This window comes from Seohaeicola sp. 4SK31 (genome assembly GCF_028802875.1).
Taxonomy (GTDB): Bacteria; Pseudomonadota; Alphaproteobacteria; order Rhodobacterales; family Rhodobacteraceae; genus Seohaeicola.
Genome location: NZ_JARAMP010000002.1, coordinates 81,507 through 97,018, shown reverse-complemented (window position 1 = coordinate 97,018; position 15,512 = coordinate 81,507). Strand labels below are relative to the sequence as shown.

The window sequence follows — 15,512 nt, the reverse complement described above, 5'->3', positions numbered from 1 at the left end:
TGAAACTGTCTACGCGCTGCATCCGCGCGGGGCAAGGCCGGATCGGCCCCGCCGATGGCGGGTCACACCCGCAGATCCGCCAGCCGGTCGAACAGCGTGCCGATGCCAGCCGCATCCACATTGGCAAAGGCAATCCGCAGATGCCGTGCGCCGCTGGGATCGCCTTCGGGCACAAACATCGTGCCGGGCAGGGCCAACACACCTGCCGCCTTGACCATATGCTGGGCCAGCCGGTCCGAGGGCAGGTCGAAAGGATGCGCGACATAGGCGAAATAGGCACCCACACCGCGCAAGGCCCAGCCCTGCGCGGCCAGACGCGGAAAGCCCGCCTCGATCGCTGCGCGGCGCGACAGGATCTCGTCCCGCTCGCCCGCGAGCCATTGGTCCAGATGCCGCATGCCCCAAAGCGCCGCGATCTGGCCCAACTGGTTGGGGCAGATGGTGACTGTATCAAGGAACTTCTCGACCTCGGCCAGACGGGCTGGGCTGGACAGCATGGCGCCCACGCGGTGCCCGGTCAGGCGGTAGGCCTTGGAGAAGGAATAGAGCTGGATCAGCGTATCGTCCCACGCGGCATCGGTGAAAAGATCATGGGCAGGCCCGCTGATCGAATGGAAATCGCGATAGGTCTCGTCCACGATCAATGCGATGCCGTGGCGGCGGGCCAGATCGGCAAAGGCGCGGATCAGACTGGCAGGATATTCGACGCCGGCGGGGTTGTTCGGGCTGACCAGTGTGATCGCGCGGGTGCGCGGGGTGATCAGGGCGGCCGCGTGATCGGGGTCGGGCAGCATATCCGCCCCTGTCGGCAGCGGCACAGCGGTGACACCAGCCATGTCGAGCCACATTTTATGATTAAAATACCAAGGGGTTGGCAGGATAACCTCATCCCCTTCGGTGGTGAGGGCCATGATCGCCGCGTTGAAGGCCTGATTGCAGCCCGAGGTGATGGCGACCTGTGCCGGTTCTACGATGCCGCCGTAAAGGCGGGCTGTGCGGGCTGCGACCTCGGCGCGCAATTCGGGGCTGCCAAGAACGGGGCCGTAAAGATGCGCCTGCGCGGTATTGATCGCGGCATCGGCGATCGCCTCGCGCATGGCCAGCGGTGGCAACTCGACCGGAGCGGCCTGGCTGACATTGATCAGCGGGCGATCCGCCGGGAAGCTGACCCCGTCCAGCCAGCGCCGCGCCTCCATCACCGGGGGGGCGAATGTCGCGGCGGTGCGGGTCTGGGTCATGGGAGCCTTCCTTGAGCGCCGCGCGGGTGGAGGACGCGGGAATGGATATTTGGAGCAAGAAGAAACAGCAGGGCGTGCGGACCCCGCCGATCAGTCGCGGCCGCGATAGGGTTCGACATATTGCAACGCCATGTCCCAGGGGAAGAAGATCCAGGTGTCCTGGCTGACTTCGGTGATGAAGGTATCCACCTGCGGGCGGCCCTTGGGCTTGGCATAGACAGTAGCAAAATGGGCATTGGGGTACATGCGGCGCACGACCTCAAGCGTTTTGCCGCTGTCCACCAGATCATCGACGATAAGGATACCGGTGCCGTCCCCCATCAGGTCTGCGTCGGGCGCTTTCAGCACCTTGGCCTCGGACTGGCTCTGGTGGTCATAGGACTTGATCGAGATCGTATCCACCACGCGAATATCCAGTTCGCGGCTGACGATCATCGCGGGCGCCATGCCGCCGCGGGTGATGGCCACGACTGCGCGCCATGCGCCGTTGTCGGGCCCATAGCCCTGCAACCGCCAGGCCAGAGCGCGGCTGTCGCGATGGATCTGGTCCCAGCTGATGTGAAAACCTTTTTCGTGGGGCAGGCGGTCGGTCATGGCATCTGTCCTTGTGCTGAGGCTGGCGGGTCAGGCGTCCTTGCGCCCGGTCACGGCGTCGATATCGGGGGCGTCCACGGCCTTCATGCCGACGACATGGTAGCCTGCATCCACATGCAGATTCTCGCCCGTAACACCCGATCCCAGATCGGACAGCAGATAGAGCGCGGATTTGCCCACATCCTCGATCGTTACATTGCGGCGCAGGGGCGAGTTCAGCTCGTTCCATTTCAGGATATAGCGGAAATCGCCGATGCCGCTGGCGGCCAGCGTCTTGATCGGGCCGGCGCTGATCGCATTCACCCGGATGCCGTCCTTGCCCAGATCCTCGGCCAGATATTTCACCGAAGCCTCCAGCGCGGCCTTGGCCACACCCATCACATTGTAATGGGGCATGACCTGTTCGGCGCCATAATAGGTCAGGGTCAGGGCGCTGCCGCCATTCTTCATCAGCTTTTCGGCGCGCTGCATCACGGCGGTGAAGCTGTAGCAGCTGACATCGAGGGTCATCAGAAAGTTGTCGCGGCTGGTATCGACATAGCGCCCGCGCAATTCGTTCTTGTCGGAAAAGCCGATGGCATGGACCAGGAAATCCAGCTTGCCCCAGGTCTTTTCGATCTCGGCGAAGGCGGCATCGACCGAGTCCATGTCGGACACGTCACAATCAATCAGTGTGGTGACACCGATGCTTTCGGCCAGAGGAGCCACGCGTTTGCGGAACGCCTCGCCCATATAGCTGAAGGCCATCTCGGCCCCTGCATCCGCACAGGCCTTGGCGATGCCCCATGCGATCGACTTGTCATTGGCAAGCCCCATGATAAGACCGCGCTTGCCGGCCATAAGTGTGTTTGACATTGCGGAATTCCTGCCCAAGGTGATTGCTTCAATCCCTTTAGGGGATTGCAACTGACGCATCAAGGGCAGGTGCGGACCCCCGGCCGCAAAGTCCGGCGCCCGCAGTGTCCAAAAAAATCTTCCGCGCGGTGAAACCTTTTGGCCGTTTGTGACGTTACATCAAGATGGACAGCCCGACAGTAAGGTATAAGTGTGGAACGCATGGTTGAAAAAGGCACAGATGATGAGTGACCGTGAGGGTATCTTTGCCGGTGACGATCCTTTCGACATCGCCCGGCGCTGGCTTGCCGAGGCAGAGCAGAGCGAAGTCAACGACCCCAACGCCATAGCGCTGTCGACCGTCGATGCCGACGGCCTGCCCAATGCGCGCATGGTCTTGCTCAAGGAAATCGAGCCTGCGGCTTTTGTGTTCTACACCAACTATGAAAGCGCCAAGGCGAGGGAACTGGATGGGGCCGGGAAGGCCGCCTTCGTGATGCACTGGAAATCGCTGCACCGCCAGATCCGTGTCCGTGGGCTGGTCAGCAAGGAAGACGGGCCGAAGGCGGATGAATACTATCGCTCGCGGTCCCTGAAAAGCAGACTGGGCGCTTGGGCGTCACGGCAGTCGCGTCCCTTGGGGTCTCGTGCTTCGCTGCTGGCCGAAGTGGCCAAGATCACGGCGCTGAAGGGGCCAAATCCGGATCGTCCACCTTATTGGGGCGGCTACCGGATAGATCCTGTCGAAATCGAATTCTGGGCGGACGGGGCGTTCAGGTTGCATGACCGCTTCGTCTGGCGCCGCGAATCCCCTGCAGATGCTTGGAAAATCGAACGGTTAAACCCATGACATTCACGTCGCGTGAATGGCAGGCACCAAGAATGCTTGGTTTTTTTTGGCTTGAACAATACTACACACTTGCGTCATGAACGTTGTGAGAAAAGTAAAAACCGGATGTGGGTGCTCAAGTGACACATGATGTGACATCGACCCGCAGAGTGTCTGGATCGGTTAAGTGGTTTGACCCTGTAAAGGGCTTTGGGTTTGTAGTCGCCGACGAAGGTGGCCCTGACATTTTGCTGCATGCCAATGTGCTTCGGAACTTCGGACAGAGTTCCGTTGCCGACGGGGCCAGGATCGAGATCGACGTTCAGGATACCGCGCGTGGTGTTCAGGCGGTCGAAGTGTTCCATATCGAGCCGCCCGCCGGAAGCGACGCGGCGATGTTGGCGGATTTCGAGGAAATCGACCCCGAAGTGATGCGCAACGCACCGCTTGAACCCTCGCGGGTGAAATGGTTCGACAAGGCCAAGGGGTTCGGGTTCGCGAATGTCTTTGGGCGCCACGAGGACGTTTTCATCCATATCGAAGTGCTGCGGCGCTCGGGTCTGGCGGATCTTCAACCTGGCGAGGCTGTATGCCTGCGGGTGATCGAGGGCAAACGCGGACGCATGGCGACCGAGGTCTGTGCTTGGGAAGCGGCGGTCAAGGCGCGCTTGGCATGATCCGGCGCGCGCTGCTGGTTCTTGGCCTTCTCGGGCTGATCGGCGGCGCGGGTCAGATCGGGGCGCAGGCACAAACCTCTGCTCCGATGCAGGAAAAGGCGGAACCCGTCTGCCGTGCGGATACGGTGTTGCTGCGTGGCGACTGGGGGCAGGCGCGGTTTTCCGTCGAACTGGCCGATACGCCGCAGACCCGCAGTCAGGGACTGATGTTCCGCGAATCCATGCCCCGCAGCACGGGGATGCTGTTTATCTATGATCGCCCGCAGCGGGCGACTTTCTGGATGCGCAATACGCTGATCCCGCTCGACATGATCTTCACGGATGAGGCTGGGGTGGTGCGCCATGTGCATCACGAGGCGATCCCCGGTGACGAGACGACGATTGATGGCGGCAGCGGTGTTTTGACCGTTCTCGAGATCAACGGCGGTCTGGCACGGGCGATGGGAATCACCGTCGGCAGCCAGATGCGCCATCCCGCCTTTGCCGCCGCAACAGCCGCCTGGCCCTGCTGAGGAAAAAACCGCACGGGCATTGTCCTTCGCCCGCGTTAAGGGCTTTTCAAACCCGCGCGGGCAGTTTAGATGCGGGGTCGGTCCGGGGCGTAGCGCAGTCTGGTAGCGCATCTGTTTTGGGAACAGAGGGTCGGGAGTTCGAATCTCTCCGCCCCGACCATCTTCACCAGAGACGCAAATTTCATTGCAGCGTGCCGCCGAGATTTTCGAGCACGCGGGCCATTCTGCGGTCCATCGCGGGATCGGGAAAGACGACGCGCAACACATCACCCGCCGCCCTTGGCACCTCCAGATAGGCGGCGCTGGCCAGCAGGTATCCTTGCGCATCTTCTGTCACCCGTAACCGCACCACGCTTTCCGGCAAACGCTCGACCGTGCCGTCATAGCGCAGGATCGCACCTGCCGTGGCCTCGGGCCCCAGCAGCATCCGGCATTCGATCACACCCGCGGCGGGGCGCGTGATCCGCTGGGCTGGCGTTGTGCACAGCTGCTCCAATGCGGTGACCAGACGGGCAGGCGGGGTTTCGAACCGTGCGACGACTTCCGGCAGGGGGCCAGCCGCTGGGGCGGGCGGTGGCGGGGCCGGTGCGCAGCCCGCCAGTATCAGGATCAGCGGTGCGATCAGGCACATGATCTGGAAACGATCACGCGATGCGGAAGTCACTGAGTCGGGCCGAGAGAATCGATCTGCCATCAACATGTGGTGGTTGCCCCGTGTCCTTTCCGCATCATCCGGCGATTTGCCCGGATGCGCGCACCTTGGGGTGCAACAATGCCAGACTGAAGCCAACTTCTGAGAAATGGGGAGTAAGAGGGCCGAAATCAACGGCTTTGATCTCATATCCACAAAGCTGTCCCCAGTGCCGCCGAAATACCGCGCGTCACACGACTGCGGCGCGACTCGCTTAAAATCTGGGTCAAGCGTATTTTCTTGTCAGTTGGGTAAAATCTTAAGTTGACGATGCCGCCCTTCATACGTCAGATTGTGTAAGCCGAGAGAGCGACCCACTAGATGTTGTGTTGAGTATAAGGGCCGCGGCGAGGGACAAACAAAAACCAGATCGGGCAGAGGTGGCTCACGCAATGTGGAGGCCGCCAAACTGATCCGCAGGATGGACTGCCTCATTGATGAGGCAAGCCACAGGGTAGCCTTGTCCTTCATGTTTCGGTCCGACGGTGTCGCGCAATGACGCGGGATCGGAAATTTAAAGCTATGAGATGAGGCAAGTCATGAAAATCGAGAGAAAATTCACGAAAGCCGGGCAGGACGCATATGCGGAGCTCGATTTCGTCAAGACTGCATCCGAGATCCGCAACCCCGATGGCACGGTCGTTTTCCGTCTGGACGAGGTCGAAGTGCCTTCCAGCTGGTCGCAGGTGGCCTCTGACGTCATAGCGCAGAAGTATTTCCGCAAGGCCGGCATTCCGGTCAAACTGAAGAAGGTGCCCGAAGAGGGCGTGCCCGAATTCCTGTGGCGCTCGGTGCCTGCCTCGGACAAGACCGAAAAGACGGGCGAAACTTCGTCCAAGCAGGTGTTCGACCGTCTGGCGGGGGCCTGGGCCTATTGGGGCTGGAAGGGTGGTTATTTCACCACCGAGGAAGATGCCCGCGCCTATTTCGACGAAATGCGTTTCATGCTGGCCACCCAGCGCGCCGCACCCAACAGCCCGCAGTGGTTCAACACCGGCCTGCACTGGGCCTATGGCATCGATGGCCCGTCGCAGGGGCATTACTATGTGGATTACCAGACCAAAGAGCTGACCAAATCCACCAGCGCCTATGAGCATCCGCAGCCGCATGCCTGCTTCATTCAGTCGGTCAAGGACGATCTGGTGGGCGATGGCGGCATCATGGACCTGTGGGTCCGCGAGGCGCGTCTGTTCAAATACGGCTCCGGCACCGGCACCAACTTCTCGTCGCTCCGCGCCGATGGCGAGCGGCTGTCGGGTGGCGGCAAATCCTCAGGCCTTATGGGCTTTCTGAAAATCGGTGATCGTGCCGCTGGCGCGATCAAGTCGGGCGGCACCACGCGCCGCGCGGCCAAGATGGTGATCGTCGATGCCGACCACCCCGATATTCAGGAATACATCAACTGGAAGGTGAAAGAGGAGCAGAAGGTTGCCAGCATCGTTGCCGGCTCCAAGATGCACGAGCAGAAGCTGAACGCCATCTTCGCCGCGATCAAGGCATGGGACGGCAGCTCGGAAGACTCCGTTGATCCGTCCAAGAACCCGCAGCTGAAGGACGCGATCCGCAGCGCGAAGAAGGTCATGATCCCGGAAACCTATGTCAAGCGTGTGCTGGACTACGCCAAGCAGGGTTATGGGTCGATCGAATTCCCGACCTATGACACCGACTGGGATTCCGAGGCTTATGCATCGGTGTCGGGCCAGAACTCGAACAACTCGGTCCGTGTCACCGATGCTTTCCTGAAAGCCGTCGAGAATGACGCCGATTGGGAACTGATCCGCCGCACCGACGGATCGGTCGCGAAGACGATCAAGGCACGAGATCTGTGGGAAGATATCGGTCACGCCGCATGGGCCTGCGCCGATCCAGGCATCCAGTACCATGACACGGTCAATGACTGGCACACCTGCCCGGAAGATGGCGCGATCCGTGGGTCGAACCCCTGCTCGGAATACATGTTCCTGGATGACACGGCCTGCAATCTGGCATCCATGAACCTGCTGACCTTCTACAAGGACGGCCAGTTCCAGGTTGAAGACTACATGCATGCCACACGGCTGTGGACCGTGACGCTGGAGATCAGCGTGATGATGGCGCAGTTCCCCTCCAAGGAGATCGCGCAGCTGTCCTATGAGTTCCGCACGCTGGGGCTGGGCTATGCCAATATCGGCGGCCTCCTGATGAACATGGGTCTGGGCTATGACAGCGACGAGGGGCGCGCCATGTGTGCTGCACTGACCGCGATCATGACCGGCGTGTCCTACGCAACCTCCGCCGAGATGGCGGGCGAGCTGGGGGCCTTTGACGGCTACAAGCGCAACAGCACGCACATGCTGCGCGTCATCCGCAACCATCGCAACGCCGCTTACGGCGCCACCGATGGCTACGAGGCTCTGGCCACCAAGCCGGTGCCGCTGGATCACGCCAACTGCCCCGATCCCCGACTGGTCGATCTGGCCATGTCCTCTTGGGACGAGGCGCTGCGTCTGGGAGAAAAGCACGGCTACCGCAACGCTCAGGTCTCGGTGATCGCGCCCACAGGCACCATCGGTCTGGTGATGGATTGCGACACCACGGGGATCGAGCCAGACTTTGCGCTGGTGAAGTTCAAGAAACTGGCCGGAGGCGGCTATTTCAAGATCATCAACCACTCGGTGCCAGCCGCCCTCGAAAAGCTGGGCTATGGTTCGGCCCAGATCGAAGAGATCGTGTCCTATGCCGTCGGTCACGGCAGCATCGGCAACGCGCCCGGCATCAACACCACCAGCCTGATCGGACACGGCTTTGGCCCACGCGAGATCGAAAAGGTGGAAAGCGCGCTGGGATCGGCCTTCGACATCCGCTTCGTCTTCAACCAGTGGACGCTGGGAACCGAGTTCTGCCAGAACGTGCTGGGTATCCCGGCCGAGAAGCTGAACGATCCGACCTTCGATCTGCTGCGCCATCTGGGCTACAGCAAGGCCGATGTGGAAGCGGCGAACGACCATGTCTGCGGCACCATGACCCTTGAGGGCGCGCCGCATCTGGACCCCAAGCACTACCACATCTTCGATTGCGCCAACCCCTGCGGCAAGAAGGGCAAGCGGTATCTGAGTGTGAACAGCCACATCTACATGATGGCTGCGGCGCAAAGCTTCATCTCGGGCGCGATCTCCAAGACGATCAACATGCCCAACGATGCGACGATCACCGATTGCCAGAAAGCCTATGAGTTGAGCTGGAAACTGGGGGTCAAGGCCAACGCGCTGTATCGTGACGGCTCGAAGCTCAGCCAGCCGTTGGCATCTGCGCTGGTCGAGGATGATGACGAGGCGCTGGAAATCCTCGAAACCGGTTCGGCGCAGGAAAAGGCGGCCGTCATCGCCGAGAAGATCGTCGAGAAGATCATCATCAAGGAAATCGCCCGTGGCCGCGAAAAGCTGCCCGAGCGGCGCAAGGGGTACACCCAGAAGGCCATCGTTGGCGGTCACAAGGTCTATCTGCGCACCGGTGAATATGCCGATGGTCAGCTGGGCGAGATCTTCATCGACATGCACAAGGAAGGTGCGGGCTTCCGCGCGATGATGAACAACTTCGCCATCGCCGTGTCCGTGGGTCTTCAGTATGGCGTGCCTCTGGAGGAGTTCGTGGATGCCTTCACCTTCACCAAGTTCGAACCGGCCGGTCTGGTGCAGGGCAATGACTCGATCAAGAATGCGACCTCGATCCTTGATTACATCTTCCGCGAACTGGCCGTGTCCTATCTGGACCGCACCGATCTGGCCCATGTGAAGCCGCAGGGCGCCAGCTTCGACGATCTGGGCCGGGGCGAGGAAGAGGGCGTATCCAACGTCTCGGAAATCTCGGAAAACGCAGCCTCGCGCAGCCTTGAGGTGCTCAAGCAGATCAGCTCGACCGGTTATCTGCGCAAGCGTCTCCCGCAGGAACTGGTGGTCTTTCAAGGTGGCCAGAACGGCATGAACGAGCTGATGCGGACCGGCACCGATCCTGTTTCGGCGCTGCAGACGCTCGTCCCCGAAGCCAGCTTCCGTGCCTCGGCCAGCGTGACCACGACCACGGCAATGGCCAGCGGCACCGTCACGATGGATGCCCGCACCAAAGCCAAGATGCAGGGCTATGAAGGCGAGGCCTGCGGCGATTGCGGCAACTACACGCTGGTGCGCAACGGCACCTGCATGAAGTGCAACACCTGCGGCGCGACAAGCGGGTGCAGCTAAGAGGATTGACGGGCGCTTTACGGCGCCCGTCGCTTATACGTTGTGGGATTTCCCGATGGAAACCTGCGATATCCGGGGCAGGTGCGCTTGCCCCGCGCGGATCGGGACGCAGGCGAGACGTACCGAGCGGTCAACAGATTGAGCCTGATCCGTGAAACTGGAGGGATGCGTGCATCCCTCCTTTTTCTTTTTGTATCAAGCGAATGTGCGGCAAAGCTCAGGTGACGTCGGAAGGGGTGGCCCGTGCCAGCATCCCGAACAGATCGCGCGGGTCGTCAGGGTCGGCCAGCAGATCAAGCGGCTTGAAGTAGGGCGTGCCGACTATACGGTCACGGATGTAGCGCAGGGCACTGAAATCCTCGATCGCAAAGCCAACGCTGTCGAAAAGCGTGATCTGGCGGGACTCTGTACGGCCTGCCGCCTTGCCCGTGATGACCTCCCAAAGCTCTGTCACAGGATGGTCCGGGGCGAGTTGCTGTATCTCGCCCTCGATCCGGGTCTGTTCGGGATATTCCACAAAGATCGAGGATCGACGCAGGATATCGGGATGCAGTTCCGTCTTGCCGGGGCAGTCCCCGCCGATCGCGTTGATATGCACGCCCGCGCCCACCATGTTGTCGGTCAGGATCGTGGCGTATTGCTTGTCGGCGGTACTGGTCGTGATGATCTGCGCGCCGAGGATCGCCTCTTCCGGGCTGGAGCATGCGGTGATCTGCAAACCCGAACCAGCCAGATTGCGCGCGGCCTTGGCCGTCGCGACGGGGTCGATGTCGTAAAGCCGGATATGGCTGATCCCGCAGATGGCCTGCATTGCGACGCACTGGAACTCTGACTGCGCGCCATTGCCGATCATCGCCATGGTCGTGGCACCCTTTGGGGCCAGATGCCGCGCGGCCATCGCCGAGGTGGCCGCCGTGCGGATCGCCGTCAGCAGGGTCATTTCCGACAACAGCACCGGATATCCATTGTCCACCCGCGCCAGCATTCCGAAAGCCGTGACGGTTTGCAGCCCGGACCGCATATTGCCGGGATGGCCGTTCACGTATTTGAACCCGTAAAGTTCCCCATCAGATGTGGGCATCAACTCGATTACCCCGACATCCGAATGGCTGGCCACGCGCGGCGTCTTGTCGAAATGCGGCCAGCGGCGGAAGTCATCCTCGATGCAATCCGCCAGTTCGCGCAGAACGCGGGGCAGGCCGATGTGATGTACCAGCCCCATCATGTGATCGACAGAGACGAAAGGCACCAGCGCCTTGGCAGAAGGGGTCAGCATGGAGTGAGTCCTGTGAGAGTGAGCGGTTGCGGAACAGGGAAAGGGTGATCAGCCATAGGCACGGGTTTGCCGGTCGAACACGCGCCGTCCCAGAGCCGAGGCGGCCAGATCGACCATCAGTTGCGCCGTGCGGCCCCGGTCATCGAGAAAGGGATTTAACTCGACCAGATCGAGCGAGGTCATGAGGCCGGTGTCATGCAGCATCTCCATCACCAGATGGGCCTCGCGCACGGTGGCCCCGCCGGGCACGGTGGTCACCACGCCGGGCGCGGCGGCAGGGTCGATGAAATCCACATCCAGCGAGACATGCAGTGCGCCACCGGCTGCGGCAACCCGGTCGAGAAAGACGCCCAAGGGGCGGGCGATCCCTGTCTCGTCGATCTCGCGCATGTCGTGGCGGTAGATGTCACTATCCTCAAGCGCCACGCGCTCTGCTGGATCGACCGAGCGCAACCCGATGATGCAGATATTCTCCTGCGGGATCGGTGCGGACAGGGCAGGGAAGCCGTCGAACCCGTCGCGCCCCGTCACATAGGCCAGGGGCGTGCCGTGCAGATGGCCCGAACTGCTGCTTTGCGGCGTGTGATAGTCGCTATGCGCATCAAGCCAGAGCACGAATTGCGGCCGTCCTTGCGCCGCCGCATGGGTTGCCACACCTGCCACACTTCCCAGCGACAGGCTATGATCGCCGCCCATGAAGATGGGCAAGCCGCGCGCCATGGCGGCCTCGGCGGCCTGGGCGATGCTGCGGGTCCAGCCGATCGTTTCCGCCAGCGCATGCAGATGCGCCAGCGCGTCCTTGGGCGCCGTGACAGAGGCGGGCGCGAGGTTGCCCATATCCGTCACACGGTGTCCCAGATCGGTCATCGCTTCGGCCAGTCCGGCGGTGCGATAGGCGTCCGGGCCCATCAGGCAACCACGGCTGCGCTTGCCACTGTCCACGGGGCAGCCGATCAGGATGATGTCTTGCGGGGTCATGGAGGCCTCCTTGGCGGTGGATGATCCTTGTATCCTGCCATTGGGGGATGGATTGAAGCCAGCAGATTGGTCAATATGGGCCATGATCTGCCAAAACGGATGCGGGATGCGACAAAATGGATGAAACCGACCTTGCCTTGATCGGCGCCCTGCGTCATGACGCGCGCGCCTCTCTCTCGGCCTTGTCCGATCAGTTGGGGGTGTCGCGCACCACGGTGCGGACGCGGATCGAACGGTTGCAACGGCAGGGCGATATCGTGGGCTTTTCTGTCGTGCTCAAGGCCGATGTGGCCCAAGACCCTGTGCGCGGGCTGATGATGATCGCGGTCGAGGGGCGTGGGGCGGATCGCATCCTGCGCCAGTTGACCAGCCTGCCCGAGGTGCGGACGGTACACAGCACCAATGGACGCTGGGACATGATCGTCGAGATCGGCACCGCAACGCTTGAGGATCTGGACCGCGCTCTGGCCACCATCCGACGCTTTGACGGTGTGGTCAGTTCCGAGACGAACCTGCTGCTGTCCACGCGCAAATCGGGGCGCTAGGATAACCGCCTGAATCCTCGTCAATCACACAGGCTGGCGGCACTTTCGCCGTCGGCCATGTCCATCTGGACCCGTAGCCGCCGCCGTGCCCGTGACAGACGCGACATCACTGTGCCCGGTGGCAGGCCTGTCAGTCGCGCCAGTTCCGCCGGGCTGTCATGTCCGGCACGTACCATGCGCATCAGCTCGGCCTGATCCTGCGGCAACCCGGCAATGGCACGGTCCAGATCCGCACAGGCCAGCCGGGCAAGGGCGTCGGGCGCGATGACTGCACAGCTTTCGGTCAATTCGGATGTCGATGCTGGCTGCCCCCGCGCGCGCCGCGCCGCGTTGCGCAGCACTGCCAATGCATAGGGGCGCAATGCCTCGATCCCGGGGCCGTCCTGCAAACGCTGATGCAGGCTGAGAACCGTATCCTGCACCAGATCACGCGCCGCATCGGCATCCGGCGCCATATGACGCGCGACGCGGGTCAACAGCGGCAGCAGCGCCAGCAGATCCTGATCCGGTTGAAGACGGGGTGACTTGGACATGGGGCATTTCCTTTGCCGGTGATGTCCCAGATGATTGCGCAGCCTTCACGCCGGGTTCCAGATACGGCTTTCCGCCGACATGGCAGGACGGGGCTTTTTGGGCAGGGGCGCGCCGGTTTGCGGAGTCGCGATCGGCGGTCCTTGGCGCAAATTCCGGTTTCTGGCCATTGTTGCGATTTTCCCCGGATGCGAGGGGACGCGATGTCCCGATTGCCGCTCTTGAAGGGGGAAGGCAGCCAAACCAGGCGCTTTCATCACACTCTGACAAGGAGAAACACGATGAAAAAGACATTGATGACCCTGACCGCCCTGATGAGCCTCAGCCTGCCGCTGGCAGCGATGGAATCCACCGATACGGATGCTGACGGACAGGTGACACTCGAGGAGTTGCAGGCGGTCCATGCTGACATCACAGCCGAGGATTTCGCAGCCCTTGATATCAATGGCGACGGGGCACTGGATGCCGATGAATATGCGGCTGGCGTCGATGGTGGAATGATCCCTGCCGAGGGCTGAATGCTCCCATAGCCCGGGAATGGGTGCCGTGCCACGGGGTGCGGCACCCCTTGCCTATTGGTCAGGTTGGCGTGTTCAGCGCGCCGCGCGCCATGCCATCAGCCAAAGGCCCACCAAGCCCAAGGAGACGAGCGTATTCCAGCTTGCCATGGACAGGCCAAACATCTCCCACGGCACCTCGTCGCAGCGCACCAATGGGGCGGCCATGATCTGCGCGAAAAGGTCCTGCGCGGATTGATCCGCAACGCCGGCACCGCTGCAGGACGCGGGACCCTCCCACCATTTGCGCTCGACGCCGGTGTGATAGAGCCCGATCCCGGCCGTGGCCAGAGCCGCCAACGCCCCCAGACCGGCCAGCACCCGCGCGGGCAGGATGGCCAATGCGGCCAAAGCGCCGATTCCGATCGCCACCACATGCGGCCAGCGCTGCCAGATGCACAGCTTGCAGGGGGCCATGCCCCCGATGTGCTGGAACGCCAGGGCCCCGATCATCAGGGCCGCCGATCCGGCTGCGGCAAGGATCATCCAGTGGCGGGCGGTCAATCTCACAGGAAACGCACTCCATAGAATCCGGCAACAAGCATGATGACGAACAATGTGAACAGCAAGCCCAGACGCTTCTCGATGAAATCACGAATAGGTGCGCCGAACTTCCACAGAAGCGCCGCCACGATGAAGAACCGCAGGCCGCGTGCGATGATGGACGTGACGATGAACAGACCCAGCGGCAGCCCCGTCCAGCCGGACATGATGGTGATGACCTTGTAGGGGAAGGGCGTCACACCCGCGATCAGTACGGGCCAGAAGCCCAGATCGTTGAACCGCGTGTTGAAGGCCGCCATCGCATCATCCTTGCCAAGTGCCTGAAGGATCGGTTGGCCCAGCGTGTCATAGAAGAAGGCGCCGATCACATAGCCCAGCATCCCCCCAAGCACCGAGGCCACAAGTGCCACCCCGGCAATCAGCCACGCCCGGTTTGGCCGGGCCAGGATCATGGGGATCATCAGCACGTCAGGCGGGATCGGAAAGACAGAAGATTCGATGAAGGCGACAAAGGCCAGCACCCAAAGCGCACGCGGATGTTCCGCCTGTCGCAGCGTCCAGTCATAAAGGGATCGTATCATGCCCGCCGCCTTTGCCTGCTCTGCCTGAAGACGGTGTTTAGCGAGAGGGTCATAGCGCGGAAAGCGAAAACTCGGGCAAACTGGCCTTGGACCTCGGTTTTCGACTGGACGCAGCGCGGTCTGGGCGGTAGATCATTCGCGGCGAAGCAGCCTGTGCGGGTGTGGCGGAATGGTAGACGCGAGGGTCTCAAACACCCTTACCTCACGGTGTGTCGGTTCGAGTCCGACCACCCGCACCAAATTCTCCTCGGAAAGCGAATAACCCGTCGGATGCTGTCAAACGGCACCTCGGCATAGGTGCGATTCGAATAGTGCCGCCGAGCCAAGCAACTGCGGCGTGGCGTTAATCATCTTTCTTGAACGAGATTGACGCCTTTGCATGAACAACGCAGGCAGATGCGAAGGTCACGAAACGGCCATCTTTGATTGCGCAGCTTCGCGACCCGATTGTCTCATATTTCGAAACGTCTGCTGCCCGCCTTTTGCAGCCATTGTCGAATTTTACCAACAAAAGCAGATGATATCGCCTGTTCCGCCCGACGTTCTAGGCTGGCATTGTCGAAAAAAGAAAAACAGTTTGCAGTCCTTCTTTTGCCGACGTTGCCCGAATGTGGCAGCAATCTGGCGTTTTCGCGGAGAACGCATGTTCCCGCAACGCCCCGCCTGCGCTATCCAGATGGCATACCTGCTGAGGGTATCAATGTGTAGGCCACGCCGGTGGTCCTTGTACTGAGTGTGTCCGTTTGGGGCGCAAAGGTAATCCGCAGAACCGGTCTGTTTGCCGGGCTTGACCACCTTGATGGCTGTGTCCCGCCCTTGTCTTTCGACTGTGGTCGCGCTGTTCCAGATGTGCATCCCTTGACGCGACAATGGTGTTGGTCAAGCGCGCCGCCTTTCGGCGCGGGCGACTGATGTGAAGCCCATGGACGAAATCAAGTCCGGCCAGTG

15 protein-coding genes and 2 tRNA genes are annotated in these 15,512 nt (G+C 61.5%); 8 read left to right on the top strand and 9 right to left on the bottom strand.

The window, feature by feature from the left end; translation table 11 throughout:
• Positions 1–62 precede the first annotated feature (62 nt).
• From PVW27_RS02105 to fabI, 3 genes are all read right to left on the bottom strand, one after another.
• Complete coding sequence (locus tag PVW27_RS02105; RefSeq protein WP_274554882.1) at positions 63–1,238, bottom strand: aminotransferase; 1,176 nt, start codon at positions 1,236–1,238, stop codon at positions 63–65.
• Positions 1,239–1,328: 90 nt separating this feature from the next.
• Positions 1,329–1,832, bottom strand: coding sequence for a xanthine phosphoribosyltransferase (gpt, locus tag PVW27_RS02100; protein WP_274554881.1), 504 nt, complete (start codon positions 1,830–1,832; stop codon positions 1,329–1,331).
• Between the two features lie 30 nt (positions 1,833–1,862).
• Entirely contained in the window at positions 1,863–2,687 is an 825-nt protein-coding gene (fabI, locus tag PVW27_RS02095; protein WP_274554880.1) for an enoyl-ACP reductase FabI, read from the bottom strand.
• 223 nt (positions 2,688–2,910) lie between these two features.
• Here fabI and pdxH point away from each other — a divergent pair, with 223 nt between their 5' ends.
• From pdxH to PVW27_RS02075, 4 genes are all read left to right on the top strand, one after another.
• Positions 2,911–3,516 (top strand): pyridoxamine 5'-phosphate oxidase, encoded by a 606-nt coding sequence (gene pdxH / locus PVW27_RS02090; RefSeq protein ID WP_274554879.1) that lies wholly within the window; start codon positions 2,911–2,913, stop codon positions 3,514–3,516.
• Between the two features lie 119 nt (positions 3,517–3,635).
• Entirely contained in the window at positions 3,636–4,172 is a 537-nt protein-coding gene (locus PVW27_RS02085) for a cold-shock protein (protein WP_274554878.1), read from the top strand.
• On the top strand, positions 4,169–4,684 hold the full coding sequence (locus PVW27_RS02080; RefSeq protein ID WP_432762048.1) for a DUF192 domain-containing protein: 516 nt from the start codon (positions 4,169–4,171) through the stop codon (positions 4,682–4,684). The genes PVW27_RS02085 and PVW27_RS02080 overlap by 4 nt, the downstream gene beginning before the upstream one ends.
• Before the next feature lie 83 nt (positions 4,685–4,767).
• A tRNA-Pro gene (locus tag PVW27_RS02075) sits at positions 4,768–4,844 on the top strand.
• A 21-nt stretch (positions 4,845–4,865) separates the two neighbouring features.
• Here the strand turns inward: PVW27_RS02075 and PVW27_RS02070 are convergent.
• Positions 4,866–5,348, bottom strand: coding sequence for a hypothetical protein (locus PVW27_RS02070; RefSeq protein ID WP_274554877.1), 483 nt, complete (start codon positions 5,346–5,348; stop codon positions 4,866–4,868).
• 566 nt (positions 5,349–5,914) lie between these two features.
• Between PVW27_RS02070 and PVW27_RS02065 the strand changes: the two genes are divergently transcribed.
• Positions 5,915–9,592, top strand: a complete 3,678-nt coding sequence (locus PVW27_RS02065; RefSeq protein WP_274554876.1) for a vitamin B12-dependent ribonucleotide reductase — start codon at positions 5,915–5,917, stop codon at positions 9,590–9,592.
• Between the two features lie 217 nt (positions 9,593–9,809).
• Here the strand turns inward: PVW27_RS02065 and PVW27_RS02060 are convergent, their stop codons facing one another.
• On the bottom strand, positions 9,810–10,868 hold the full coding sequence (locus PVW27_RS02060; protein WP_274554875.1) for an ornithine cyclodeaminase: 1,059 nt from the start codon (positions 10,866–10,868) through the stop codon (positions 9,810–9,812).
• 48 nt (positions 10,869–10,916) lie between these two features.
• Positions 10,917–11,846, bottom strand: coding sequence for an arginase (rocF, locus tag PVW27_RS02055; RefSeq protein WP_274554874.1), 930 nt, complete (start codon positions 11,844–11,846; stop codon positions 10,917–10,919).
• A 116-nt stretch (positions 11,847–11,962) separates the two neighbouring features.
• On the opposite strand from rocF, the gene PVW27_RS02050 reads away from it, so the two are divergent.
• On the top strand, positions 11,963–12,391 hold the full coding sequence (locus PVW27_RS02050; protein ID WP_274554873.1) for an Lrp/AsnC family transcriptional regulator: 429 nt from the start codon (positions 11,963–11,965) through the stop codon (positions 12,389–12,391).
• Between the two features lie 20 nt (positions 12,392–12,411).
• On the opposite strand, the gene PVW27_RS02045 is transcribed toward PVW27_RS02050, so the two are convergent.
• Positions 12,412–12,924 carry an RNA polymerase sigma factor gene (locus tag PVW27_RS02045; RefSeq protein ID WP_274554872.1) on the bottom strand — a complete coding sequence of 171 codons (513 nt, stop codon included), beginning with the start codon at positions 12,922–12,924 and terminating at the stop codon, positions 12,412–12,414.
• Positions 12,925–13,203: 279 nt separating this feature from the next.
• Here PVW27_RS02045 and PVW27_RS02040 point away from each other — a divergent pair, with 279 nt between their 5' ends.
• Positions 13,204–13,440, top strand: coding sequence for an EF-hand domain-containing protein (locus PVW27_RS02040; RefSeq protein WP_274554871.1), 237 nt, complete (start codon positions 13,204–13,206; stop codon positions 13,438–13,440).
• Between the two features lie 75 nt (positions 13,441–13,515).
• On the opposite strand, the gene PVW27_RS02035 is transcribed toward PVW27_RS02040, so the two are convergent.
• Complete coding sequence (locus tag PVW27_RS02035) at positions 13,516–13,965, bottom strand: disulfide bond formation protein B (RefSeq protein ID WP_274555080.1); 450 nt, start codon at positions 13,963–13,965, stop codon at positions 13,516–13,518.
• Positions 13,966–13,985: 20 nt separating this feature from the next.
• Complete coding sequence (locus PVW27_RS02030) at positions 13,986–14,564, bottom strand: YqaA family protein (protein ID WP_274554870.1); 579 nt, start codon at positions 14,562–14,564, stop codon at positions 13,986–13,988.
• Positions 14,565–14,719: 155 nt separating this feature from the next.
• On the opposite strand from PVW27_RS02030, the gene PVW27_RS02025 reads away from it, so the two are divergent.
• Positions 14,720–14,803: transfer RNA gene (locus PVW27_RS02025), tRNA-Leu, on the top strand.
• Positions 14,804–15,512 lie beyond the last annotated feature (709 nt).